Origin of the sequence: Pseudomonas syringae, from assembly GCF_021606685.1 — a bacterium.
GTDB lineage: Bacteria > Pseudomonadota > Gammaproteobacteria > Pseudomonadales > Pseudomonadaceae > Aquipseudomonas > Aquipseudomonas syringae_R.
Genome location: NZ_WKCB01000046.1, coordinates 22,200 through 46,321 on the forward strand (window position 1 = coordinate 22,200; position 24,122 = coordinate 46,321).

Here is a 24,122-nt window from a genome sequence, read left to right on the forward strand (position 1 = left end):
ATCAGGCTCCCAATAAGCTTTGGCCACACACCCGCAGCGCTTGCCCACTGACCGCGCCGGAGCCCGGTTGGGCCAGCCAGGCCACGGCTTCGGCGACGTCTTGCGGCACGCCGCCCTGGCCAAGCGAACTCATGCGGCGCCCGGCCTCACGCAGGGCGAACGGAATATGCGCGGTCATCTGGGTTTCGATAAAACCGGGGGCAACGGCGTTGATGCTGATCCCGCGTTCGCCCAGCAGCGGCGCCCACGCTTGGGCCAGGCCGATCAAACCGGCCTTGCTGGCGGCATAGTTGGTTTGCCCACGGTTACCGGCGATCCCGCTGATGGACGCCAGCAGGATGACCCGCGCGTTGTCATGCAGGGTGCCGCTGTCGAGCAGCGCCTTGGTCAGCACTTGCGGTGCATTGAGGTTCACCGCCAGCACCGCGTCCCAGTATTCCGGGGTCATGTTGGCCAGGGTTTTGTCGCGCGTGATGCCAGCGTTGTGCACCAGGATGTCGAGGCCGTCGGGCAGCTGTTCGATCAACTGGCGGGCGGCGTCGTCGGCGCAGATATCCAGGGCCACGGTACGCGCGCCCAGGCGTGCGGCCAGGGCATCCAGGTCGGCCTTGGCCTGGGGCACGTCGAGCAGGATCAGCTCGGCACCATCGCGCGTGAGGGTTTCGGCGATGGACGCGCCGATGCCGCGCGCCGCGCCGGTTACCAGGGCCTTGCGCCCGGCGAGTGGGCGGGTCCAGTCCTCCACCGGCGTGGCGCAGGCCTGCAGGCGGATGACCTGACCGGAGATGTAGGCGCTTTTCGGCGACAGGAAAAACCGCAGCGCGCCTTCCAGCTGGTCTTCGGCACCATCGCCGACATACAGCAGTTGCAGGACGCCGCCGTTGCGCAGTTCCTTGGCCAGCGAGCGACTGAAGCCTTCCAGTGCTCGCTGGGCGCTGGCGGCAAAGGGCTCGCTGAGGCTCTCCGGGGCACGGCCGAGGATCACCAGGTGGGCGCTGTGATCCAGGTTTTTCAGCAACGGTTGGAAAAACTCGCGTAGCTGCTTGAGCTGGTCGGTGTGATTCAAGTCGCTGGCATCAAACACCACCGCCTTGAGCTTGGGGCCGTGGCCGGGAATCCAGGTCGATTGTTCGTCGCCGTAGCTATAAATGGCGTCGGTGAATTTGTTGGCGAACCCCTGCACCTTGGCCGCCAGTGCGCCGCCGCCCAGCAACAGTGCGCCTTCCACCGGGCGCAGGCGCCCGGCTTGCCAGCGTTCCAGGCGTACCGGTGACGGCAGGCCAATGGCGGCGACCAGGCGATGGCCGAGGCTTGAGTTGGCGAAGTCGATATAACGGTCAGACATGGAACGCTCTCCTTAGGCTGGGGTTCAAAGGGTTGACCATCCCAGGGTAGCAGTCGTTCGACTAGGCTCAGTGATCCAGCCCATAACCGACAGAGGGAGCATTCCATGACTCAATTGCGCCGTGTAGCGATCATTGGCGGTAACCGCATTCCGTTCGCCCGTTCCAATGGCCCGTACGCCACGGCGAGCAACCAGGCCATGCTGACTGCCGCCCTTGAGGGCCTGATCGAGCGCTATCACCTGCACGGCCTGCGCATTGGTGAGGTGGCCGCCGGCGCGGTGCTCAAGCATTCCCGCGACTTCAACCTCACCCGCGAATGCGTGCTGGGCTCGCGCCTGTCGCCGCAAACTCCGGCCTATGACATTCAACAGGCCTGCGGTACCGGGTTGGAGGCGGCCCTGCTGGTGGCCAACAAGATTGCCCTGGGCCAGATCGAATGCGGCATCGCCGGCGGGGTGGACACCACCTCCGACGCCCCCATCGGCGTGAACGAAGGGCTGCGCAAAATCCTGCTGCAAGCCAACCGCAGCAAAACCCTGGCGGATAAATTAAAAGTCCTGTTACAACTTCGTCCGCAGCACCTCAAACCCGAATTACCGCGCAATGGTGAACCCCGCACCGGCTTGTCCATGGGCCAGCATTGCGAGTTGATGGCACAAACCTGGCAGATCCCCCGCGCCGAGCAGGACCAGTTGGCCCTCGAGAGCCACCAGAAAATGGCCGCCGCCTACGCCGAGGGCTGGCACAACGATTTGCTGACGCCTTTTCTGGGCCTGACCCGCGACAACAACCTGCGCCCCGACCTGACCCTGGAAAAACTCGCCGCGCTCAAGCCCGCCTTCGAGCGCAGCGAAAAGGGCACGCTCACCGCCGGCAACTCCACGCCGCTCACCGATGGTGCGTCGCTGGTGCTGCTGGGCAGTGAAGCCTGGGCCAAGGAGCGTGGCTTGCCGATCCTTGCGTATTTGCGCGACGGTGAGGCGGCGGCGGTGGATTTCGTCAACGGTGCCGAAGGCCTGTTGATGGCGCCGGTGTATGCCGTGCCACGCTTGCTGGCGAGGAATGGTCTGACGTTGCAGGACTTCGACTACTACGAGATCCACGAAGCTTTCGCCGCCCAAGTGTTGTGCACGCTCAAGGCCTGGGAGGATGCGGATTACTGCAAGACGCGCCTGGGGCTGGAGGCGCCGCTGGGCGCCATCGACCGCAGCCGCCTCAACGTCAAGGGCAGCTCCCTGGCGGCCGGGCACCCGTTTGCCGCCACCGGGGGGCGCATCGTCGCCAACCTGGCCAAGTTGCTGGATGCGGCGGGCAAGGGGCGCGGGCTGATTTCGATCTGCGCTGCCGGTGGGCAAGGTGTCACTGCGATCATCGAGCGTTGATTGTGCTGAAAATTGGCATATTGGATGCATTCTTGAGTGGTCAGAGGTCGGTAGCCTCTCCCACCGGCGAGCCGATTGCCGTATAACGAGTGCCATACGCGTACTTGGTAATAAAGGACCCACAATAAAAGCTGATGAAGACTCCTAAACGCATTGAACCCCTGATCGAAGACGGTCTGGTCGACGAAGTGCTGCGCCCACTCATGAGTGGTAAAGAAGCAGCTGTTTATGTGGTGCGCTGCGGCAATGAATTGCGTTGCGCCAAGGTTTACAAGGAGGCGAATAAACGAAGTTTTCGTCAGGCATCCGAATACCAGGAAGGCCGTAAGGTCCGTAACAGCCGGCAGGCCCGGGCCATGGCCAAGGGCTCCAAGTTCGGCAAGAAAGAAACCGAAGATGCCTGGCAGAACGCCGAAGTGGCGGCATTGTTCCGTCTGGCTGGCGCGGGCGTTCGCGTGCCCCAGCCCTATGACTTCCTTGAAGGCGTGCTGCTGATGGAGCTGGTGGCCGACGAGTACGGCGACGCCGCGCCGCGTCTGAACGACGTGACGCTGGAGCCGGATCAGGCGCGCGAATACCACGCCTTCCTGATTTCCCAGATCGTGCTGATGCTGTGTACCGGCCTGGTGCACGGTGACCTGTCCGAGTTCAACGTTTTGCTGACGCCCACCGGCCCGGTGATCATCGACCTCCCCCAGGCGGTGGATGCGGCGGGCAACAACCACGCGTTCAGCATGCTGGAGCGGGATGTGGGCAACATGGCTTCCTATTTCGGGCGTTTTGCCCCGGAATTGAAGAAGACCAAGTACGCCAAGGAAATGTGGGCGCTGTACGAAGCGGGCACGTTGCACCCGGCCAGCGTCTTGACCGGCGAGTTCGACGAGCCGGAAGAGTTGGCAGACGTGGGCGGTGTGATCCGCGAGATCGAAGCGGCGCGGCTGGATGAAGAGCGCAAGCAAGCGATTCGCGCGGCGGATGATGCGCCGCCGACCAAGACGGCAGAAGAACCGCCGCCGCCTTGGATGCAGTGATCTTCTGGCAAGTAAGGCTCTAAAGTCAGTGGAGATCAAAATGTGGGAGGGGGCTTGCCCCCGATTGCAGTGGATCAGCTACAGATAAGCTGACTGACCCACCGCTATCGGGGGCAAGCCCCCTCCCACATTTGATCTGTGTACACCCGCTCAGGCGCAGCAGCTACCGGACGCCAACTCCTTGAGAATCGGGCAATCGGGCCGATGATCGCCCTGGCAGTGCTCCACCAGGTCCTGCAAGGTATCGCGCAGTTGGCCCAGCTCCAGAATCTTCTGGTTCAGCTCATCAATATGCTGGCGCGCCAACGCCTTCACGTCGGCGCTGGCCCGTTGCCGGTCCTGCCACAGGGTCAGCAACTTGCCGACCTCTTCCAATGAAAACCCCAGATCCCGCGACCGCTTGATAAACGCCAGCGTGTGCAAGTCGTCCTGGCCATAAACGCGATAGCCGCTGTCGGTGCGGTGGGCGGCCTTGAGCAGGCCGGTGGACTCGTAATAACGAATCATCTTGGCGCTGAGCCCGCTCTGGCGGGCGGCCTGGCCGATGTTCATGGGCGTTGATCCTCCAAGTTCTTGGGCTTCCACGTCTTCAACAGTAAGGCATTGCTCACCACGCTGACACTGGACAAGGCCATCGCCGCGCCCGCCAACACCGGGTTGAGCAGGCCAAAGGCCGCCAGGGGAATGCCGATCAAGTTATACACAAAGGCCCAGAACAGGTTCTGGCGGATTTTTGCGTAGGTCTTGCGGCTGATCTCCAACGCGGCGGGCACCAGGCGTGGGTCGCCGCGCATCAGGGTGATACCGGCCGCGTGCATCGCCACGTCGGTGCCGCCGCCCATGGCGATGCCGATATCGGCAGCGGCCAGGGCCGGGGCGTCGTTGATGCCGTCGCCGACCATCGCCACCATCGCGGTTTTTTTCAGCGCGGCCACGGTAGCGGCTTTTTCGGCCGGCAGCACTTCGGCGTGTACATCCTCGATACCCAGCGCTGCCGCGACCACACGCGCACTGCCGCGATTGTCGCCGGTGAGCAAATGGCTGCTGATGTGCTGCGCCTTGAGTTGCTGCACAGCGTCCAGCGCGCCGGGCTTGAGCGTGTCGCCAAAGGCGAACAGCCCCAGTACGCGTGGCTGCGCACCTTGCTCGATCAGCCAGGAGAGGGTGCGACCTTCGGCTTCCCAGGCCGTGGCGGAGGCGGCCAGGTCGCCCATGCTCAAACCGCTTTCCTCCAACAGGCGACGATTGCCCAAGGCCAAGGCCTGGCCCGCGAGCGTACCGGCGATGCCGCGCCCGGTCAGGGCTTGGCTGGCCGTCACATCGGCCACTGTCAGGCCTTTTTCAATGCACGCGTCCAGCACGGCCTTGGCCAAGGGGTGTTCGCTGCCGCGCTGCAACGCACCGGCTTGCGCCAGCAGCAAGGCTTCGTTGCCATCCAGCGCGACCAAATGGGCAATCCTGGGGGCGCCGGAGGTGAGCGTGCCGGTTTTGTCGAACACCACCGCACTCACGGCATGGGCACGCTCGAGGGCTTCGGCGTCCTTGATCAGGATGCCGTAGCGCGCAGCGACGCCGGTGCCGGCCATGATCGCGGTTGGCGTGGCCAAGCCCAGGGCGCACGGGCACGCGATCACCAGCACGGCCACCGCATTGATGATCGCAGTCTCCAGGGGCGCGCCGTACAGCCACCAGCCCAGCAGCGTGATCACGGCCAGCACCAGCACGGCGGGCACGAACACCTGGCTGACTTTATCCACCAGTTTCTGGATCGGCGCCTTGGCGGCCTGGGCCTCTTCCACCAGGCGGATGATCCGCGCCAGCACGCTTTCGGCGCCGAGGGCGAGGGTGCGCACCAGCAGGCGACCTTCGCCATTGATGGCGCCGCCGGTGACCTTGTCGCCTGGCTGCTTGGGCACGGGCAGGCTTTCGCCGCTGATCAGGGCTTCGTCGGCATGACTCTGGCCGTCCACCACTTCACCGTCCACCGGGAAGCGCTCGCCAGGTTTTACCAGCACCAGGTCATTGAGCTTGAGTGCAGCGATGGCGACGTCTTCCTCACGCCCCTCCAGCACCCGGATCGCCCGTTCGGGCCGCAGCGCTTCAAGGGCGCGGATGGCGCTGGCAGTCTGACGCTTGGCGCGGCTTTCCAGGTATTTACCCAGCAGCACCAGAGCGATCACCACCGCTGAGGCTTCGAAGTACAAATGGGGCGCCATGCCAGCATGGGCGGTGAGCCATTCATAAAGACTCAGGCCGTAACCGGCGCTGGTGCCGATAGCCACCAGCAGGTCCATATTGCCAGCACCGGCGCGCACGGCTTTCCAGGCGGCAATATAGAAGCGTGCACCGAGGATGAATTGCACCGGCGTGGCCAGGGTGAATTGCACCCAGGCGGGCAGCATCCAGTGCAGACCAAAGGGTTCCACCAGCATCGGCAGCACCAACGGCAAGGCCAGCGCGATGGCCAGCAGCAACGCCCAGCGCTCGTGGTGCAGGCGTTGGGCCTGATCGGCCTGGGTGGCGGTTTCGCTTTGCGCCAGGGTGGCGGTGTAACCGGCCTTGTCGACGGCGGCGATCAATACGCTGGGGTCGATCTGGCCGAGCACTTCTACGTGGGCGCGCTCGTTGGCCAGGTTGACACTGACGCTGTGCACCCCCGGCACCTTGCCCAGCGCGCGCTCGACACGCCCGGCACAACTGGCGCAGGTCATGCCGCTGATGGGCAGGTCAAAGGTGGTGGATCCATTCATGGGGCAGTCCTCCTGAAGACGTTGCCCCTAGCATCAACCTTGACCTGTGGGTAAGGTCAAGCGTGTTTAATATTCCAGCGCGGCAGGTTTCAAGTACATACCGTCCTGGCCTTGGGCGATACGCAGCTTGCGTACATCACCGGCCCGGAGTGTGATGTTCTGCGCCGGTGGCGCCAGCAGGCCCGGCAAGCAGCCTGGGGATTGGCCCGGCAACAGCTTGAGGCGCAGGGACAGATTGCCCGCCGGCAGGTTGAACGAGGTGGCCTGTTCCTGGAACAGCCGGCCCGCCAACTGGTCATTGAGGTACAAGCCGATTTCGCAATTGGTCGGTACTTCCAGGCGTTCGCGGGAAATGATCAGCACCGCATAGTCTTCTGCGGCGCTGGCCTGGGGCGCAACGGCAGACAAGCTCATCAGGCCGACAAGGCCAAAAAACGACCAGCGCATGGCGAATGCTCCGTGGTTTGAATCAAAGATGGGTGAAGCTTGGCCGACGTCGCCCCCGAATACCAGCCCGGCAGATCATCGCGGAACTTGACCTTGCCATCGTGGCAAGGTCGAGACTGGCTTCAACCTCATCCAAGGAGTTATGTCATGCAAGTATTCAGTGTTGAAGGAATGACCTGCGGCCATTGCGTCCGGGCCGTGACCCAGGCGGTGCAGAGCCAGGACCCGGCGGCCAGTGTGAAGGTCGACCTGGCGGCGAAGGAGGTGGGCGTCGAGAGCCGTTTGTCTGCCGAGCAGGTGATCAGCCTGATCACCGAGGAAGGCTACAGCGCCAAGCTCGCCTGACCCGCCTAAATAGTTAGCGAGCTATCGTGTTCAATGCACCCAAGCACGGCTAGACTGTCGGGCTGCCGACACACTTGGGTGCCTGATGAACCTTCGCATAATCCTGATTCTGGGTGCCTTGAGCGCCTTCGCGCCGCTGGCGATCGATTTCTACCTGCCGGGCTTTCCGGCCATGGCCACGGCCTTTGCGACCGACGAAAAACATATCCAGCTGACCCTGGCGGTGTATTTCGCTGGCCTGGCCATTGGCCAACTGATCTACGGCCCACTGGCCGACCGCTTTGGTCGGCGCGGCCCGCTGCTCAGTGGTGTCACGCTGTTTACCCTGGCGTCGTTCGCGTGCGCCTTCGCGCCGTCCCTGGAATGGCTGATCGGCGCGCGCTTCGTGCAGGCCCTCGGCGGTTGCGCGGGCATGGTGATTTCGCGCGCGGTGGTCAGCGACAAATGCGATGCGGTGGGCTCGGCCAAAGTGTTTTCCCAGTTGATGCTGGTCACCGGCCTGGCGCCGATCCTTGCACCGCTGGCCGGCGGGTTGATGGTGGGGCTGTGGGGCTGGCAGTCGATCTTCCTGGCGCTGTCGTTGTTCAGCGTGATGGCGGCCATTGCCGTGGCGGTCGGGCTGCCGGAAACCTTCCCGGCCCATCAGCCGCGTCAACCGTTGTCCGGCTCGCTGCGTCGCTATGGCGCGCTGCTGTCAGACCGGGTCTACCTCGGTTACGCCCTCACCGGGGGCATCTCGATTGCCGGGATGTTTGCCTACATTGCCGGTTCGCCCTTCGTATTTATCAAGCTGTACGGCGTGCCCGCCGAGCATTACGGCTGGTTGTTCGGCTCCAACGCCGCCGGGTTTATCCTGGTGGCGCAGGTCAATGCGCGGTTGCTGTCCAAACGCGGCCCGGCGTTTTTACTCTCGCGCAGTGTGTGGGTCTACCTGCTGGCGGCGTTGACGTTGCTCGGCATTGCGGCATTGCGCACCGATGCCCTGTGGCCACTGCTGGTGCCGCTGTTTATCTGCATCGCCAGCCTGGGCTGCATTTTGCCCAACACCTCAGCCTGCGCCATGAGCGGGCAGGGCGCGCGGGCCGGCAGTGCTTCGGCATTGCTGGGCTGCATCCAGTTTGGCGTAGCCGCAGGCGCAGCTTCGCTGGTGGGGGTGCTGCACGATGGCACGGCAATGCCGATGGCGATGGTCATCTGTTTGTGCGGTGTGTTGGCGGTGACGATTGCGATGTCGACCCAGCGCCTGCAACGGGCGAGGGCCGCGCAGGCGCAGGTCTGAAAGGCAGCTTAGCCAGCGGCGGAACGTTGCTGGCTGAGCGGGAAGCGATGGGGGGCCTGGATACGGGCCTGCAGGGTGTCGGCAAAGGCGCGGGCCTCGGCCTCGGTGCGGAAGGTGAACGCATCGCCGTTGAGACGAACCTGCCATTTGTTGCCTGGGGCTTTTGCTAACGCTTTTATCAGGATCTTCATTGCTGACTTCCTCACGTAAAAGAATCGTGGCAAAGGCGGCCAATATAAACCCGAATACGCTTACAAATATGACAAAGATCAACTCTCTGACTAGCGGCGTCGTCCATCACTCACATGAGTAACAGACGACGCTGACAGACGTTGTTTCAGAACCCTTCCAGCACGATCTTGCCCTTGGCCTTGCCGCTCTCCAGCAGCGCATGGGCGCGGCGCAGGTTTTCGGCGTTGATCACGCCAAAGTGCTCGCCCAGCGTGGTTTTCAAGGTGCCGGCATCGATCAACTCGGCCACGCGGTTGAGCAGGTGGTGCTGTTCGATCATGTCCGGGGTCTCGAACATCGAGCGCGTGTACATGAACTCCCAATGCAGAGACAGGCTCTTGCGCTTGAGCTTGCTGACGTCCAGCGCTTTAGGGTCATCGATCAGCGCCAATTTGCCCTGGGGCTGCAGCGCTTCCACCAGTTGGTCCAGGTGCACGTCGGTCTGGGTCAGGCTGGCGACATGAGTCACGTGAGCGATACCGGCGCGTTTGAGTTCTTCACTCAAGGGTTGGCTATGGTCGATCACCAGATCGGCGCCGAGTGTCTTGGCCCACGCCTGGGTTTCCGGGCGCGAAGCAGTGCCGATGACGTTGAGCGCGGTGAGCTGGCTGGCCAATTGGGTGAGGATCGAACCCACGCCGCCGGCGGCGCCGACGATCAGCAGGCTCTGGCCTTCGTCGTCTTTGCTCTCGCGCACTTGCAGGCGCTCGAACAGCAGCTCCCAGGCCGTGATGGCGGTCAACGGCAGGGCGGCGGCTTCGGCAAAACCCAGGCTCTTGGGCATGTGGCCGACGATGCGCTCGTCCACCGTGTGCAATTCGCTGTTGCCGCCGGGGCGTACCAGGGAACCGGCGTAGAACACCTGGTCACCGGCCTTGAACAGCGTGACGTCGCTGCCGACGGCCTTGACCACCCCGGCCACGTCCCAGCCCAGCACCTTGGCGGCGCCGTTTTCCGGGGCGACGTTCTGGCGGACCTTGGTGTCCACCGGGTTGACCGAAATGGCTTTGACTTCCACCAGCAGGTCGCGCGGGCCAGCGACGGGGGCGGGCAATTCGATGTCTTGCAGGGATTTCGGATCGTTGATCGGCAGTGAGGCGTAGTAGGCAATGGCTTTCATGGGGGCTCCGGAAAATGGGCGATGATCAGGCAAGAAACTTGAGGCGCTTGAGTTCGAAGTGTTCAAGGACGTCGGCGGCCTTGGCGCGGAAACTCTGGATATGCGCGCTCTGGTCGTGGTCGGCCAGGGCGGCGTCATCGGCCCAGCGTTCAAGCATGTAGAAAGTCTCGGGGTGTTGCAGGTCCTGGTGCAGGTCGTATTGCTCGCAACCGGGTTCCAGGCGGGTGGGTTCCAGCAGGCCGCGCAGCAGCGGTTCCAGGACGGCCTGTTGGCCGGGTTTGGCGATCAGCGTGGCGATGACGTTAAAGGCAGTGGGCATATTCAACTCCAGACACGTGACAAACGGGATGGGCAGATCATTGGCTATTTCCCGCGAAGATAAAAGCCGCTAAAACAGCAGTCTGTTTCAATTATTTTTTGATAATGGAGGGCGGATGCTGCGTTTCGATGATCTGCAGTTGTTTGTGCGTGCGGCGGACCTGGGCAGCCTGTCGGCCGCCGCGCGGGTCATGGACCTGTCGCCGGCGGTGGCGAGTGCCGCGTTGAAGCGTATCGAGCAGCTACTCGGCACACGCCTGCTGGCCCGTTCCACGCGCAGCCTGCGCCTCACGGCGGAAGGCGAGGGCTTCCTCGAATACGCGCGGGCGGCGTTGAGTTCGTTGGACGAGGGCCGGCGGTTACTGGCCAGCGGCCAGGACCACGTCAGCGGCGTACTGCAACTCTCGGCCCCCTCGGATTTTGGCCGTAACCAACTGTTGCCCTGGCTCGATGAGTTCCAGCGCGAGTACCCGCAACTGACCGTGCGCCTGCTATTGGGCGATCGGATTGCCGACCTGTTCCGGCAACCGGTGGATATCGCCCTGCGTTATGGCGAGCCCGAGGACTCCAGCCTGATCGCGCTGCCGGTGGCGCCGCATAATGTTCGCGTGCTATGTGCCTCGCCCGACTACCTCGCGCGCCACGGTGAACCCCGGCACCTGGAGCAACTGGCCCAGCACAATTGCCTGCTGTACATGCTCGGCAGCCGGGTCCACGACCATTGGAGTTTCCATGACGGCAAACGCGACGTCAGCCTGACCGTCAGTGGCGACCGCTTCAGCGACGATGCCGACGTGGTGCGGCGCTGGGCGGTGGCCGGCGTGGGCATTGCCTACAAGTCCTGGCTGGACGTGAGCACCGATGTGCTGGCCGGGCGCCTGCGCTTGATTCTGCCGGAGCTGCGCGGCGAGCGAACGCCGCTGAATCTGTTGTGTGCTCACCGCGCGCAATTGAGTAAACCGATCAACCTGCTGCGCGAAATGCTCGTGTCGCGCTGTGCGACCTTGACGGCTCAGTTACCGGAACGTTCGGGTACGGCGTAACAGCCTCCATTAATACCGGAAATTTCCCTCAGATTCTGTCCCTGTCTGCGCTGTGGGACGCCGCGGAACCGGCGCTTTGCGCCCCTATACTTGGGGGCCAACCGCCGCAGAAAAATGATCAAACAGGGAGTGAATACATGGAAGCAGCACCGTGCATCAGTCAGATCGCCAGCTTGCTTGCCGAGCCTAAACGCGCCGCCATGCTCTGGGCGCTGATGGACGGCTCGGCCAAGTCGTCGCAAGAGCTGGCGAGCCTCACCGGGTTGTCAGCGGCCTCCGCAAATGCGCACCTGGCCCGGCTGGCCGGCAGTGGGCTGCTGCGGGTGGAGGCGCGTCGCGGCAGGCGCCTGTTTCGCGTAGCGGCTGCCGATGTCAGCAACGCTGTCGATGCCTTGGCCACCAGCACCATGGCCAGCGCGGCCCGCAGCGCGCCGGATGCAATACCCGCAACCCTGGCCGCTCCGGCGTTATTGCGCCGTGCGCGGCTGTGCCATGGGCATCTCGGGGGTGAGTTGGCCGCGCAGTTGTATCAACGCATGGTGCAAGCGGGGTGGGTCGAGCGCCATGAGCACCGTACCGATGTGACCCTCAAAGGCACGCAGCGCCTGGCCGAACGGGGCATTTTCACTCAGGCATTGGCGTCGCCGCTGGCGTGCGACTGTTTCGATTGGAGCCAACAGCAACCGCACCTGGGCGGCGCGTTGGGGGCGGGGTTGTTGCGACTGTTTTTACAGTCCAACTGGATCAGCGTGATCAACGAGTCGCGGGCGCTGCGGGTCAGCGACACCGGGTTGTTGGAAATTGCGCGGCTGGCCGCACTCGAACCGCTCTGAGCCTGATGTTGGCAACCCAGCACTAATGTGGAAGCGGGCTTGCTCGCGAAGGCCGTGTGTCAGTCGATGCATCAATCGACTGGTCCACCGCCTTCGCGAGCAAGCCCGCTCCCACTGTTAGCCTGCGTTCATTCAGTGAGCGCGGGTTATGGTTTTACCAATCGCGCATCCAGGCTGTTCTGGGCCAGGCGTTTGGCCTGGTCCTGGGTCATGCCCAGCGAGGTGTACAGCGCGTGGAAGTTTTCGGTGACATAACCGCCGAAGTACGCCGGGTCATCCGAGTTCACTGTCACCTTCACGCCACGCTCGAGCATGTCGAGGATGTTGTGCTGGGCCATGTCGTCGAACACGCACAGTTTGGTGTTGGACAGCGGGCACACGGTCAGCGGGATCTGCTCGTCGATGATGCGTTGCATCAGGCGTTCGTCTTCGATGGCGCGCACGCCATGGTCGATGCGCTGGATTTTCAGCAGGTCGATGGCTTCCCAGATGTACTCGGGCGGGCCTTCTTCGCCGGCGTGGGCCACGGTGAGGAAACCTTCATGGCGGGCACGGTCGAACACGCGCTGGAACTTGCTCGGCGGGTGACCCATTTCCGAACTGTCCAGGCCCACGGCCACGAACGCATCCCGGAATGGCAGGGCCTGGTCGAGGGTTTTCTCGGCTTCGGCTTCGCTCAGGTGACGCAGGAAGCTCAAGATCAAACCGCTGGTGATGCCCAGTTGTTGCTCGCCGTCTTTCAGCGCAGCGGCGATGCCGTTCAGCACCACTTCGAACGGAATACCACGGTCGGTGTGGGTTTGTGGGTCGAAGAAGGGCTCGGTGTGGATCACGTTCTGCTCTTTGCAGCGCAGCAGGTAGGCCCAGGTCAGGTCGTAGAAGTCCTGGGAGGTGCGCAGCACATCGGCGCCCTTGTAATACAGGTCGAGAAACTCTTGCAGGTTGTTGAAGGCATAGGCCTTGCGCAGGGTTTCGACGTCGTTCCATGGCAGCGCAATCTTGTTGCGCTCGGCCAGGGCGAACAGCAGCTCAGGCTCGAGCGAGCCTTCCAGGTGCAGGTGCAGTTCAGCCTTGGGCAGGGCGTTGAGCCAATCGTACATATCTAAATTCTCATCAGGTGCAATGGCGGCATTCTACAGGTCATGGCTGAAATAATCGGCAAAACCTGACCGGCAGGAGAGTATTCGTTTTATTCGCGCAAGGGCGGCGTGAACTAAGGTGTAACGAAACGTTAGCGGCTTGGCGCAGTCTGTACCCCATCAATGACTGATTTGCCGTACTAAAAGGCCCGGAATGCTCACATCCCTCAAGCAAGAAAAATTCATGCTGCTGGCGCTGATTGCCGCCATCGCGGCCTACCCGTTGGAGCACTGGATGCTCCACAGTGGGCAAATTGTCGCGCTGCTGGCCGGCGTAGCGCTGATCGGTTTTATTGTGGTGGCGTCGATGCGCGTAGCACACCACGCCGAGCAACTCGCGGAAAAAGTCGGCGATCCCTACGGCACCATGATCCTGACCCTCGCCGCCGTGCTGGTGGAAGTGGTGATCCTGGCGATCATGATGAGCAATGAGCCCTCGCCGACCCTGGTGCGCGACACCATCTACTCGGCGGTGATGCTCGATATCAACGGCATCCTCGGCCTGGCCGCGCTGATGGGCGGCATCAAGCACGGTGAACAGTCCTACAACGATGATTCGGCGCGCACCTACAGCGTGATGATCCTTACCGCCATGGGCGTGTCGATGGTGGTGCCGGAATTTATCCCCGAGGCCGACTGGAAAATTTACTCGGCCTTCACCATCGGCGCGATGGTGGTGCTCTACACCTTGTTCCTGCGTATGCAGGTGGGGCCGCACAGCTATTTCTTCAGCTACAGCTACCCGGAAAAACGCCGCAAGAAACAGCCGGAAGAGCAGCAGGAGCCGCCGGTCAACCTGGCCTTTTCCATCGGCACACTGGTGTTTGGGGTGGTTGTGATTGGCGCGCTGGCCGAGGTGATGTCCAAGACCCTCGACCTGGGCCTGGAAGGCACGGGCGCACCGCCGGTGATTACGGCGATTGTGGTGGCGGCCATTTCGGCGGCGCCGGAGATTCTGACCGCGTTGCGCGCGGCCCTGGCCAACCGCATGCAGTCGGTGGTGAATATTGCGTTGGGTGCGTCGCTGTCGACCGTCATCCTCACGGTGCCGGTGATGGAGGCGATGGCGCTCTATACCGGCCAGCCTTTCCAGATGGCGATGACCCCGGTGCAGACCGTCATGGTGTTCATCACGCTGATTGTCAGTGCGATCAACCTCAACGATGGCGAAACCAACGCCATCGAAGGCATGACCCATTTTGTGCTGTTCGCGACCTTTATCATGCTGTCGCTGCTGGGGTTATAACCCGACTTCAACAACACCGCAGGGCCAATGTGGGAGGGGGCTTGCCCCCGATGGCGGAGTGTCAGTCAAGAGGTACTGGCTGACCCACTGTTATCGGGAGCGAGCCCCCTCCCACATGTTGACTTGTGTTTGACTCAAGTCCCGGCGATCAACTGCCTGGCCGCTTGGCTGTGATCGGCGATCAAGCCTTTCAAATCCAGCCCCTCGACCTGGCCGTCGATGACTCGCCATTTACCGCCGATCATCACTCGATCCGCACGGTCCGCGCCGCACAACAGCAGCGCCGAAATCGGATCGTGGCTCCCGGAGAAGCGCAGCTCATCGAGTTTGAACAGCGCCAGGTCGGCCTGCTTGCCCACCGCCAATTCACCAATGTCGGTACGCCCCAGCAACTGCGCCGAACCTTTGGTCGCCCAGCCCAGCACGCCTTGGGGGGTGATCTTCTCGGCCCCGTAACGCAGGCGCTGGATATACAGGGCCTGGCGCGCTTCGAGGATCATGTTCGACGCATCGTTGGAAGCGGAACCGTCCACACCCAGGCCAATCGGCGCGCCGGCGGCGAGCAGGTCCAGGGTCGGGCAGATACCCGAGGCCAGGCGCATGTTCGAGCTGGGGCAATGGCAGATACCGGTGCCGGCCGCGCCCAGGCGCGCTATTTCATCCGGGTTGAAGTGAATGCCATGGGCCAGCCAGGTGCGTGGCCCGAGCCAGCCGACGCTGTCGAGGTAATCCACCGTACGCAGGCCGAAGCGTTGCAGGCAGAAGTCTTCTTCGTCGAGGGTTTCCGCCAGGTGGGTGTGCAGGCGCACATCGAGTTGATTGGCCAGATCGGCGCTGGCGCGCATGATTTCCGGGGTGACCGAGAAGGGTGAGCAGGGCGCCAGGGCAATCTGGATCTGCGCGCCATCGCCGCGCTCATGGTATTCGCGGATCAGGCGCTGGCTGTCATCGAGGATCACTTGGCCTTGCTGCACCGTCTGCTGCGGCGGCAGGCCACCGTCGGCTTCGCCGAGGCTCATGGATCCGCGTGTGAGCATGGCGCGCATGCCGAGTTCGCGCACGCTTTGCACCTGTACATCGATGGCATTTTCCAGGCCGTCGGGGAACAGATAATGGTGGTCAGCTGCCGTGGTGCAGCCCGACAGCAGCAATTCGGCGAGTGCGACTTTCGACGCCAGGGCAAGTTTCTCTGGGGTCAGCCGCGCCCACACCGGGTACAGGGTTTTCAGCCACGGGAACAGCGGCTGATTGACCACCGGCGCCCACGCGCGTGTCAGGGTTTGGTAGAAGTGGTGGTGGGTGTTGATCAACCCCGGCAGGATCACATGCTCGCGGGCGTCGAACACTTGCGCGCAGGGCACCGCGGGCTCTTTGCCCCAGCCCAGCACTTGGGTGATCACACCGTCTTGCAGCACCAGGCCGCCACGGGCGTCGAGGCCGTTGGCAGTGAAAATCGCGAGGGGGTTTTTTAACCAGATACGGGTCGCAGGCATGGGCCGGCTCCTCTGAATGATGGGTTCAGGTTTGCCAGCTCAGTGTTGCCCTGTCTGCTGATCCAGGGTCGCCGGTAAGGGCGAGGGCGTTAGATTACGTGTAGTCCGAGAGCGAGTCTACTGTAGGGAAGTTGACGCGATCAGTGTGGGAGGGGGCTTGCTGCCGATGACGGTGTATCAGCCACACCCTCTGTTACTGATACACCGTCATCGGCAGCAAGCCCCCTCCCACAGGTTCCTGCGCAGTATTTACCAGGCGATGGTATCGCCCTTGTAATCGATAAAGTGATGGCCACCCTTGCCGGTGTAGGCGTTCACCTGGTCCACCAGGCCACGCACGCTGGTCTCGACATCAATGTGTGCGTTTTCACCGCCCATATCGGTTTTCACCCAGCCCGGGTGCAGTGACAGCACGGTGAGTTTGTGGTCGCCGAGTTGGGTGATAAAACTGTTGGTCATCGAGTTGAGCGCAGCCTTGCTGGCCTTGTACAGCGCCAGGTCCGAGCCGTCGGGGATGGTCACGCTGCCCAGTACCGAACTCATGAAGGCCAGTACGCCGTTGTCCTTGCGGATCTGCCCGACAAAGCGCTGGGCCAGGTTGATCGGCGCCACGGCGTTGGTGAAGAACAGTTGGCCGACTTCCGCCAGGGTGGCGTGGCCAGGCTCCTGATTGACCGGGCCTTTGACGCCAGCGTTGACGAACAGCAGGTCGAAGGTGCGGTCCTTGAGGCGCTGGTTCAGGGCGATCACGGCTTGCTGATCGTCCATGTCGAGCTTCTCGATCTGTACCGGGCCTACGGCTTTCAGGGCATCGGCCTTGCCTGGGTCGCGGACGGTGGCGGTCACGTCCCAGCCATCCTTGAGCAGTTGCTTGACCAGGCCGAGGCCCAGCCCGCGCGAGGCGCCGATGATCAGTGCGGTTTTTGGCGTAGACATGAAAAGCTTCCTTTGGAGTCGCGGTTCAGGGAGTGCAGCCTTGGTAGTTTCAGCGTTGTAGCAGGATACGTCCACGGCTGAGGTCGGCGAGTTGAGTTTGCAGGGTGTCGATATGGGCCTCGCCCAAGGCGAGCTGCAGCTCGACGCCGTTGGCGGTGAAGGTCTCTTCGACCACCAGCCCGCCGAGTTCTGCGACACGCAGCTTGACCAGGTTCAATTCGGAAAACCCACAGGCGCAGCGCAGGGGCACGCGGCTGATCAGCTCGATGCGCTCGGCGGTTTGCAGGCATTTATTCGCGCCGCCGCCGTACGCGCGGGCGAGCCCGCCGGTGCCCAGCTGGATGCCGCCGTACCAGCGAATCACCAACACGGCGACCTGATCAAAGCCTTGCGCCTCGATGGCCGCAAGGATCGGCCGCCCAGCGGTGCCGCCGGGCTCGCCGTCGTCATTGCTGCGGTATTGATCGGCCAGCTTCCAGGCCCAGCAGTTGTGCGTGGCGTTCAAGTCGCTGTGCTGCTCGAAAAACGCCTGGGCTTCCTGCGGGCTGGTGATCGGTGCAGCGAGGGTGATAAAGCGGCTTTTGCGTATTTCTTCGCGAAACTCGCAAAGACCGGTGAGCGTGAAAGGCATAAGTCCCGTCTTCAGTCGGCCGGCTTGATGCCGCAACCCTTGAGAATGATGTGGATCAGGTTGGTGCCGGCGTCTTCCATATCCTGCTTGGTCAGCTTGGTGCGACCGGTGACGCGGCAGATCTGGGTGGCAAAGTCGGCATAGTGCTGCGTGCTGCCCCACAGCAGGAAAATCAGGTGCACCGGGTCGACGGGGTCCATCTTGCCGGCATCGATCCAGGCCTGGAACACGGCGGCCCGGCCGCTGAACCAGGCGCGGTAGTCCTGGCTGAAATATTCGGTCAGGCATTCGCCGCCGCTGATGATCTCCATCGCGAAGATCCGCGAAGCCTGGGGTTGGCGCCGCGAGAATTCCATCTTGGTGCGGATATAGCGGGTGAGCGCCACAGCCGGGTCGTCATCGGCGGTCAGGGCGTTGAAGGTGCTGTCCCACAGTTCCAGAATATTGCTGAGCACCGCGATATACAGGCCCAGCTTATTGGTGAAGTAATAGTGCAAGTTAGCCTTGGGCAACCCGGCGCTGGCCGCGATGGTGTTCATGCTGGTGCCTTTGTAGCCATGGCGCGCGAACTCATCCTCAGCCGCCTGGAGAATCGCTTGTTCGTTCTTTTGCCGGATACGGCTGGCGGGTTTACCGGCGGGGTTGCTGTGGGCAGGAACTTCGAGGCTCATGGAGGTTTCCGTGCAGATCGATGATGGCGACGTGTGCACAGATAACCCACCCTCAAGCCCCAGACAAGTCCCGATGCAATAAAACCGTCAAAGCGGTTCCAGGCTGTCGTTTTCCGACGTGCGGTTTGCGGCAGCCGAGGTCGCTTTGGCCTCCGGCAATAACAGGCACAACACAATGGCCGTGAGCCCGCCGCTGGTGATGGCCGAGTCGAAGAGGTTCTGCACCAGCGTCGGCATCAAATGCAGCAAATTCGGTTGGGCGGCGATGCCCAGGCCAACGCCAAACGAGGTTGCGATTATCAGCATGCTGCGCCGGTCCAGCGGTGCCTGGGCGAGGATGCGCACGCCAGCGGCGGCGACGCTGCCAAACATCACCAACGTTGCGCCGCCCAATACCGGCTTGGGAATTTGCTGCAGCACTGCGCCGACCATTGGAAACAGACCCAGGCAAAACAGCACCACGCCGATGTACAAGCCCACATAGCGGCTAGCGACGCCCGTGAGTTGGATCACGCCGTTATTCTGCGCAAAGGTGGTGTTGGGGAAGGCGCTGAACGTGGCGGCGATCATGCAACTGACGCCATCGCCGAGCACGCCACCCTTGAGCCGGCTTATATAAGAAGGGCCGCTGATGGGCTGGCGGGCGATCATGCAGTTGGCGGTAAGGTCGCCCACGGTTTCGATGCTGCTGATCAGATAAATCAGCGCGATCGGTAGGAAAGCGCTCCAGTCGAAGCTGAAACCAAAGCGAAACGGGATCGGCACGCTCACCAGCGGCAGATCGGGCAGGGCTTGGGGTACCAGCTTGCCGCTGAACCACGCCGCCAGGCTGCCGACCGCCAGGCCGATGATGATTGCTGATAAGCGAACCCATGGGGTGTTCGAACGGTTGAGCAGAATAATCGTCAGCACCACGAACAGGCCCAATGCCAGGTTGGTCGGCGCACCGAAGTCCGGTGCATTGAAGCCGCCACCCAGATCGGTGATGCCGACTTTGATCAGGCTGATGCCTATCAACGTAATCACAATCCCGGTGACAAGCGGAGTGATCACGCGGCGCAACTGGCCGATAAAGCGGCTCAGCACGATTTGCACTGCTGCACCGAAAAAACACACGCCGAAAATCATCGCCAGGATGTCTTCCGGACTGCCGCCGCGTTGCTTGACCAGGAAACCCGCCGACAACACTGCGCCGAGAAACGCAAAGCTGGTGCCTTGCAGGCAGATCATGCCGGCGCCGATGCCGAACGGCCTGCGCGCCTGGATGAAGGTGCCTACGCCGGACACCATCAGCGCCATGCTGATGAGGTAGGGCAGGTGAGCGGTAAGGCCCAGGGTGGAGCCGATAATCAGCGGCGGGGTGATGATGCCGACGAAGGCAGCCAGTACATGTTGCAAGGCGGCCAGTAATGCAGGCACGGGTTTGGGCCGGTCGTCGAGGCCGTAGATCAGGTCGCTGGGGCTGGAGGATTCTGGAGGCATGGCGGGCAAACTCAAGGCGGACGGTTCAAGGTCCTTGTACCCTTGCAAAAAGCTGTCCAGTTGCTCAGCTTTTTGCTCAAGGCCCGAGTTAGCGCGTTGCCGCCAGACTTTCCAGAAAGCTTTCCAGCACCAAATGGGGGCGACGCCCTTTGCGCGTGACCGATGCGAGGCTTAAATCGTAAAAGCGCGTAGCTGATTTCAGCGCGCGCAGTCGGCCTTGTTGTACCCATAGGCTGGCGTAGTGGTCGGGGAGGTAGCCGATGTAGCGGCCGGTCAGGATCAGGAACGCCATGCCCTCCCGGTCCGAGGCACTGGCAGTGCAGTTGAGCGCTTGGTAATGAGCCTGGATATCGGCGGGCAGGCGGAACGTTGGGGCGATGGCGTCCTGGCTGTTGATGCGTTCGTCGCCCAATTGCTTGTCGTCGGCATAAAACAGCGGGTGGCCCACCGCGCAATAAAGCAGCGAGCGTTCGCTATACAGCGGCTGGTACTCCAGGCCCGAGAGCGCGCTGGCCTGGGGCACTACGCCGACATGCAGGCGGCCGTCGAGCACGCCTTGTTCGACTTCATTGGGCGCGATCATGCGGATCTGGATCTGTACGTCCGGGCCGCGCTCCTTCAACTGCGCCAAGGCATGGGTGATGCGCATGTGGGGCAGAGTGACCAGGTTGTCGGTCAGGCCGATGATCAACTCACCGCGCAGGTGCTGGTGCAGGCCGTTGACCTCGGTGCGGAAACTCTCCAGCGCACTTAATAGTTGCAGCGCCGATTGGTAGACCTCGCGACCTTCTTCGGTCAGCGAGAAACCCGCGCGCCCGCGTTGGCACAGTCTTAAACCGAGGCGTTGCTCCAGGTCGCTCATCTGCTGGCTGATGGCCGAGCGGCCAATGCCCAGCACTGTTTCCGCCGCCGAGAAGCCGCCGCATTCAACCACGCTGCGAAAGATGCGCAACAGGCGGATATCGAAGTCGCTGACTTGGGCCAGAGGGTCGGGTCGTCGGCTGCTCATAGTTTAGTGAAGGCCTGACTGAAGGTTAGAAGAGTTGAATTTCACCGACTTTATCCCCGTGGCAATTTAGCTGCAAGAACGCTTTTCAATCCCGACGCTGCCTTTTGCCCTGCGAGGTTTTGCTGATGAACATGCCCGAAAACGCCCCTTCGTCCCTGGCCAGCCAACTCAAGTTGGATGCGCACTGGATGCCCTACACCGCCAACCGTAACTTCCAGCGTGACCCGCGCCTGATCGTGGCCGCCGAAGGCAGCTGGTTGACGGATGACAAGGGGCGCAAGGTGTACGACTCGTTGTCGGGCCTGTGGACGTGCGGCGCCGGGCATACCCGCAAGGAAATCCAGGAAGCAGTCGCCAAGCAACTGGGCACCCTGGACTACTCCCCGGGCTTCCAATACGGTCATCCGTTGTCCTTCCAACTGGCGGAAAAGATCACCGATCTGACCCCGGGTAACCTGAACCACGTGTTCTTCACCGATTCCGGTTCCGAGTGTGCCGACACGGCGGTGAAGATGGTGCGCGCGTACTGGCGCCTGAAAGGCCAGGCCACCAAGACCAAGATGATCGGCCGCGCCCGTGGCTACCACGGTGTGAACATCGCCGGTACTAGCCTGGGCGGCGTCAATGGCAACCGTAAAATGTTCGGCCAGGCAATGATGGACGTTGACCATTTGCCCCACACCCTGCTGGCAAGCAATGCCTTTTCCCGTGGCATGCCGGAGCAGGGCGGTATCGCCCTGGCCGATGAGTTGCTCAAGCTGATCGAGTTGCACGATGCGTCGAACATCGCAGCGGTGTTCGTCGAGCCGATGGCCGGTTCGGCCGGCGTCCTGGTACCGCCACAGGGTTACCTCAAGCGCCTGCGCGAGATCTGTGACCAGCACAACATTCTGTTGGTGTTCGACGAAGTCATCACCGGTTTCGGCCGTACCGGTTCGATGTTCGGTGCCGACAGCTTTGGCGTGACCCCGGACTTGATGTGCATTGCCAAGCAAGTCACTAACGGCGCGATCCCGATGGGCGCGGTGATTGCCAGCAGCGAGATCTACCAGACCTTCATGAACCAGGCGACGCCGGAGTACGCGGTGGAATTCCCCCACGGCTACACCTACTCGGCGCACCCGGTCGCTTGCGCGGCTGGCCTGGCGGCATTGGACCTGTTGCAGAAGGAAAACCTGGTGCAGAGCGTAGCCGAAGTCGCACCGCACTTTGAGAATGCGCTGCACGGGTTGAAGGGCAGCAAGAACGTAATCGACATCCGTAACTATGGCCTGGCCGGCGCAATCCAGATTGCCCCGCGTGATGGTGATGCGATCGTGCGTCCATTCGAGGCCGGCATGGCCTTGTGGAAAGCCGGTTTCTACGTGCGCTTCGGCGGCGACACCCTGCAGTTCGGGCCAACCTTCAACAGCAAGCCGCAGGACCTGGATCGTCTGTTCGACGCGGTCGGCGAAGTGCTGAACAAGATCGACTGATTTCTCTCCTTCTATATAGAACAACTTTTCAGGAGCCCTGCATGAGCCTTATCCAGCATTTGATCAACGGTGAGTTGGTCAACGACAGCGGTCGCAGTGCCGACGTGTACAACCCGTCCACCGGCCAGGTGATCCACCAGGTGCCGTTGGCCAGCCGTGAAACCATTCAACAGGCAATCGACGCGGCCAAGGCGGCGTTCCCGGCGTGGCGTAATACCCCGCCGGCAAAACGCGCCCAGGTGATGTTTCGTTTCAAGCAACTGCTGGAGCAGAACGAGGCGCGTATCTCGCAACTGATCAGCGAGGAACACGGCAAGACGCTGGAAGACGCCGCTGGCGAATTGAAGCGCGGGATCGAGAACGTGGAATACGCGTGCTCGGCACCGGAGATTCTGAAGGGCGAGTACAGCCGTAACGTAGGACCGAACATTGATGCGTGGTCGGATTTCCAGCCGCTGGGTGTAGTGGCCGGTATCACACCGTTCAACTTCCCGGCGATGGTGCCGCTGTGGATGTACCCATTGGCCATCGTCTGCGGTAACTGTTTCATCCTCAAACCCTCGGAGCGTGACCCAAGCTCGACGTTGCTGATTGCACAACTGTTGCAGGAAGCCGGTCTGCCTAAAGGTGTGCTGAGCGTGGTGCACGGTGACAAGGGTGCGGTGGATGCGCTGATCGAAGCGCCGGAGGTCAAAGCGCTGAGCTTTGTGGGGTCAACGCCGATTGCCGAATACATCTATTCCGAGGCGACCAAGCGCGGTAAGCGTGTGCAGGCGCTGGGTGGGGCGAAAAACCATGCGGTGCTGATGCCGGACGCGGACCTGGATAACGCGGTGAGTGCGCTGATGGGCGCGGCTTATGGTTCCTGCGGTGAGCGTTGCATGGCGATCTCGGTGGCCGTGTGCGTGGGTGACCAAGTGGCGGACGCATTGATCGCCAAGCTGGTGCCGCAGGTCAAGGCGCTGAAGATTGGTGCAGGCACGTCCTGCGGCCTGGACATGGGGCCGTTGGTGACAGGGCAGGCACGGGACAAGGTCAGTGGCTATATAGAAGACGGTGTTTCTTCGGGTGCCAAGTTGGTCGTGGATGGTCGCGGGCTGAGCGTTGCTGGCCACGAGGAGGGGTTCTTCCTGGGGGGCAGTCTGTTTGATCATGTGACGCCTGAAATGCGTATCTACAAAGAAGAGATCTTCGGGCCGGTGTTGTGCGTGGTTCGGGTGGATAGCCTGGAAGCGGCAATGCAGCTGATCAACGATCACGAGTATGGCAACGGTACCTGCATCTTTACCCGCGACGGTGAAGCGGCGCGGCTGTTCTGTGACGAGATTGAAGTGGGCATGGTGGGGGTGAACGTTCCATTGCCGGTGCCGGTGGCGTACCACAGCTTCGGCGGCTGGAAGCGTTCGTTGTTTGGCGACTTGCATGCCTATGGCCCGGATGGGGTGCGGTTCTATACCCGGCGCAAGGCGATTACCCAGCGTTGGCCACAGCGGGCCAGCCACGAAGCATCGCAGTTTGCCTTTCCCAGTTTGTAACGACGGGTGATTGAAAGCCGGCCCCCTGGGGCCGGCTTTTGTGTTTTCGGGGGCTTTTTGACCGATATGACAGAAATGTGAAAAAAGGTGTTGACGGCAGATTCTGGAAGTCTATAATTCGCCCCACTTCCGGCGCAGTCGAAACGGAAAACTCCTTGGTAAACAAAGAGTTATGCGAGATTCGACAGCGAGTTGCTTGAGTTCATCCAAGCCCAGAAGGAGTTGGTAGAGCGGTGTTGTTTGGCTCTATTAGCGTTTCGATCTTCTCGGTCGAAAGCGGAGAAAAAGAGGTGTTGACAGCAGCGTGTAACGCTGTAGAATTCGCCTCCCGCTAACGAGAGATCGGAAGCGCAAGTGGTTGAAGTTGTTGAAGAAATCTT

General features: G+C 62.1%; 23 protein-coding genes. 9 read left to right on the top strand and 14 right to left on the bottom strand.

The annotated features are described in order from the left end of the window. Window position 1: 1 nt before the first annotated feature. Complete coding sequence (locus GIW02_RS17690; RefSeq protein ID WP_236413645.1) at window positions 2-1,345, bottom strand: 3-oxoacyl-ACP reductase; 1,344 nt, start codon at window positions 1,343-1,345, stop codon at window positions 2-4. Between the two features lie 105 nt (window positions 1,346-1,450). On the opposite strand from GIW02_RS17690, the gene GIW02_RS17695 reads away from it, so the two are divergent. Both GIW02_RS17695 and GIW02_RS17700 read left to right on the top strand, forming a co-directional pair. Next, window positions 1,451-2,728 carry an acetyl-CoA C-acetyltransferase gene (locus GIW02_RS17695; RefSeq protein ID WP_236413655.1) on the top strand — a complete coding sequence of 426 codons (1,278 nt, stop codon included), beginning with the start codon at window positions 1,451-1,453 and terminating at the stop codon, window positions 2,726-2,728. 134 nt (window positions 2,729-2,862) lie between these two features. Further along, on the top strand, window positions 2,863-3,759 hold the full coding sequence (locus GIW02_RS17700) for a PA4780 family RIO1-like protein kinase (protein WP_236413657.1): 897 nt from the start codon (window positions 2,863-2,865) through the stop codon (window positions 3,757-3,759). 150 nt (window positions 3,760-3,909) lie between these two features. Here GIW02_RS17700 and cueR read toward each other — a convergent pair whose 3' ends face one another. From cueR to GIW02_RS17715, 3 genes are all read right to left on the bottom strand, one after another. Then, window positions 3,910-4,311, bottom strand: coding sequence for a Cu(I)-responsive transcriptional regulator (gene cueR, locus GIW02_RS17705; protein ID WP_236413662.1), 402 nt, complete (start codon window positions 4,309-4,311; stop codon window positions 3,910-3,912). Further along, window positions 4,308-6,509, bottom strand: coding sequence for a heavy metal translocating P-type ATPase (locus tag GIW02_RS17710; protein ID WP_236413664.1), 2,202 nt, complete (start codon window positions 6,507-6,509; stop codon window positions 4,308-4,310). Before GIW02_RS17710 ends, cueR begins: the two co-directional genes overlap by 4 nt. Window positions 6,510-6,575: 66 nt before the next feature. After that, entirely contained in the window at window positions 6,576-6,956 is a 381-nt protein-coding gene (locus GIW02_RS17715) for a hypothetical protein (RefSeq protein ID WP_236413665.1), read from the bottom strand. Between the two features lie 147 nt (window positions 6,957-7,103). Between GIW02_RS17715 and GIW02_RS17720 the strand changes: the two genes are divergently transcribed. Then, a complete protein-coding gene (locus GIW02_RS17720; protein ID WP_049710182.1) occupies window positions 7,104-7,301 on the top strand; it encodes a heavy-metal-associated domain-containing protein in 198 nt (65 codons plus the stop codon). Window positions 7,302-7,386: 85 nt separating this feature from the next. After that, window positions 7,387-8,580: a multidrug effflux MFS transporter gene (locus GIW02_RS17725; protein WP_236413667.1), complete on the top strand. Its 1,194-nt coding sequence runs from the start codon at window positions 7,387-7,389 to the stop codon at window positions 8,578-8,580. Window positions 8,581-8,588: 8 nt separating this feature from the next. Here GIW02_RS17725 and GIW02_RS17730 read toward each other — a convergent pair whose 3' ends face one another. The 3 genes from GIW02_RS17730 to GIW02_RS17740 all read right to left on the bottom strand — a co-directional run bounded on the left by GIW02_RS17730 (window position 8,589) and on the right by GIW02_RS17740 (window position 10,250). After that, window positions 8,589-8,771 (bottom strand): hypothetical protein, encoded by a 183-nt coding sequence (locus GIW02_RS17730; RefSeq protein WP_236413669.1) that lies wholly within the window; start codon window positions 8,769-8,771, stop codon window positions 8,589-8,591. 146 nt (window positions 8,772-8,917) lie between these two features. Then, a complete protein-coding gene (locus GIW02_RS17735; protein ID WP_236413673.1) occupies window positions 8,918-9,931 on the bottom strand; it encodes a zinc-binding alcohol dehydrogenase family protein in 1,014 nt (337 codons plus the stop codon). Between the two features lie 25 nt (window positions 9,932-9,956). Continuing rightward, window positions 9,957-10,250, bottom strand: a complete 294-nt coding sequence (locus GIW02_RS17740; protein WP_236413676.1) for a putative quinol monooxygenase — start codon at window positions 10,248-10,250, stop codon at window positions 9,957-9,959. 115 nt (window positions 10,251-10,365) lie between these two features. Between GIW02_RS17740 and GIW02_RS17745 the strand changes: the two genes are divergently transcribed. Both GIW02_RS17745 and GIW02_RS17750 read left to right on the top strand, forming a co-directional pair. Further along, window positions 10,366-11,292: a LysR family transcriptional regulator gene (locus tag GIW02_RS17745; protein ID WP_236413678.1), complete on the top strand. Its 927-nt coding sequence runs from the start codon at window positions 10,366-10,368 to the stop codon at window positions 11,290-11,292. Between the two features lie 137 nt (window positions 11,293-11,429). Next, window positions 11,430-12,125 (top strand): ArsR/SmtB family transcription factor, encoded by a 696-nt coding sequence (locus tag GIW02_RS17750; protein ID WP_236413680.1) that lies wholly within the window; start codon window positions 11,430-11,432, stop codon window positions 12,123-12,125. A 146-nt stretch (window positions 12,126-12,271) separates the two neighbouring features. On the opposite strand, the gene GIW02_RS17755 is transcribed toward GIW02_RS17750, so the two are convergent. Beyond that, window positions 12,272-13,225, bottom strand: a complete 954-nt coding sequence (locus tag GIW02_RS17755) for an adenosine deaminase (protein WP_012722045.1) — start codon at window positions 13,223-13,225, stop codon at window positions 12,272-12,274. Between the two features lie 193 nt (window positions 13,226-13,418). On the opposite strand from GIW02_RS17755, the gene GIW02_RS17760 reads away from it, so the two are divergent. Then, window positions 13,419-14,510 (top strand): calcium:proton antiporter, encoded by a 1,092-nt coding sequence (locus GIW02_RS17760; RefSeq protein ID WP_236413682.1) that lies wholly within the window; start codon window positions 13,419-13,421, stop codon window positions 14,508-14,510. Window positions 14,511-14,644: 134 nt separating this feature from the next. Here GIW02_RS17760 and GIW02_RS17765 read toward each other — a convergent pair whose 3' ends face one another. The 6 genes from GIW02_RS17765 to GIW02_RS17790 form a co-directional block, all read right to left on the bottom strand. Beyond that, complete coding sequence (locus GIW02_RS17765) at window positions 14,645-16,003, bottom strand: 8-oxoguanine deaminase (protein ID WP_236413691.1); 1,359 nt, start codon at window positions 16,001-16,003, stop codon at window positions 14,645-14,647. Window positions 16,004-16,252: 249 nt separating this feature from the next. Beyond that, complete coding sequence (locus GIW02_RS17770; protein ID WP_236413693.1) at window positions 16,253-16,939, bottom strand: SDR family oxidoreductase; 687 nt, start codon at window positions 16,937-16,939, stop codon at window positions 16,253-16,255. A gap of 49 nt (window positions 16,940-16,988) precedes the next feature. Continuing rightward, window positions 16,989-17,570, bottom strand: a complete 582-nt coding sequence (locus tag GIW02_RS17775) for an IMPACT family protein (protein WP_236413695.1) — start codon at window positions 17,568-17,570, stop codon at window positions 16,989-16,991. Between the two features lie 11 nt (window positions 17,571-17,581). Beyond that, window positions 17,582-18,241 carry a TetR/AcrR family transcriptional regulator gene (locus GIW02_RS17780; RefSeq protein ID WP_236413697.1) on the bottom strand — a complete coding sequence of 220 codons (660 nt, stop codon included), beginning with the start codon at window positions 18,239-18,241 and terminating at the stop codon, window positions 17,582-17,584. An 87-nt stretch (window positions 18,242-18,328) separates the two neighbouring features. After that, window positions 18,329-19,723, bottom strand: a complete 1,395-nt coding sequence (locus GIW02_RS17785; RefSeq protein WP_236413699.1) for a nucleobase:cation symporter-2 family protein — start codon at window positions 19,721-19,723, stop codon at window positions 18,329-18,331. Window positions 19,724-19,811: 88 nt separating this feature from the next. Then, complete coding sequence (locus GIW02_RS17790; RefSeq protein ID WP_236413701.1) at window positions 19,812-20,732, bottom strand: LysR family transcriptional regulator; 921 nt, start codon at window positions 20,730-20,732, stop codon at window positions 19,812-19,814. Window positions 20,733-20,857: 125 nt separating this feature from the next. Between GIW02_RS17790 and GIW02_RS17795 the strand changes: the two genes are divergently transcribed. Both GIW02_RS17795 and GIW02_RS17800 read left to right on the top strand, forming a co-directional pair. Further along, window positions 20,858-22,207 carry an aspartate aminotransferase family protein gene (locus tag GIW02_RS17795; protein WP_027607942.1) on the top strand — a complete coding sequence of 450 codons (1,350 nt, stop codon included), beginning with the start codon at window positions 20,858-20,860 and terminating at the stop codon, window positions 22,205-22,207. A 41-nt stretch (window positions 22,208-22,248) separates the two neighbouring features. Further along, a complete protein-coding gene (locus GIW02_RS17800; protein ID WP_236413703.1) occupies window positions 22,249-23,742 on the top strand; it encodes a CoA-acylating methylmalonate-semialdehyde dehydrogenase in 1,494 nt (497 codons plus the stop codon). The last annotated feature ends 380 nt before the right edge of the window (window positions 23,743-24,122 follow it).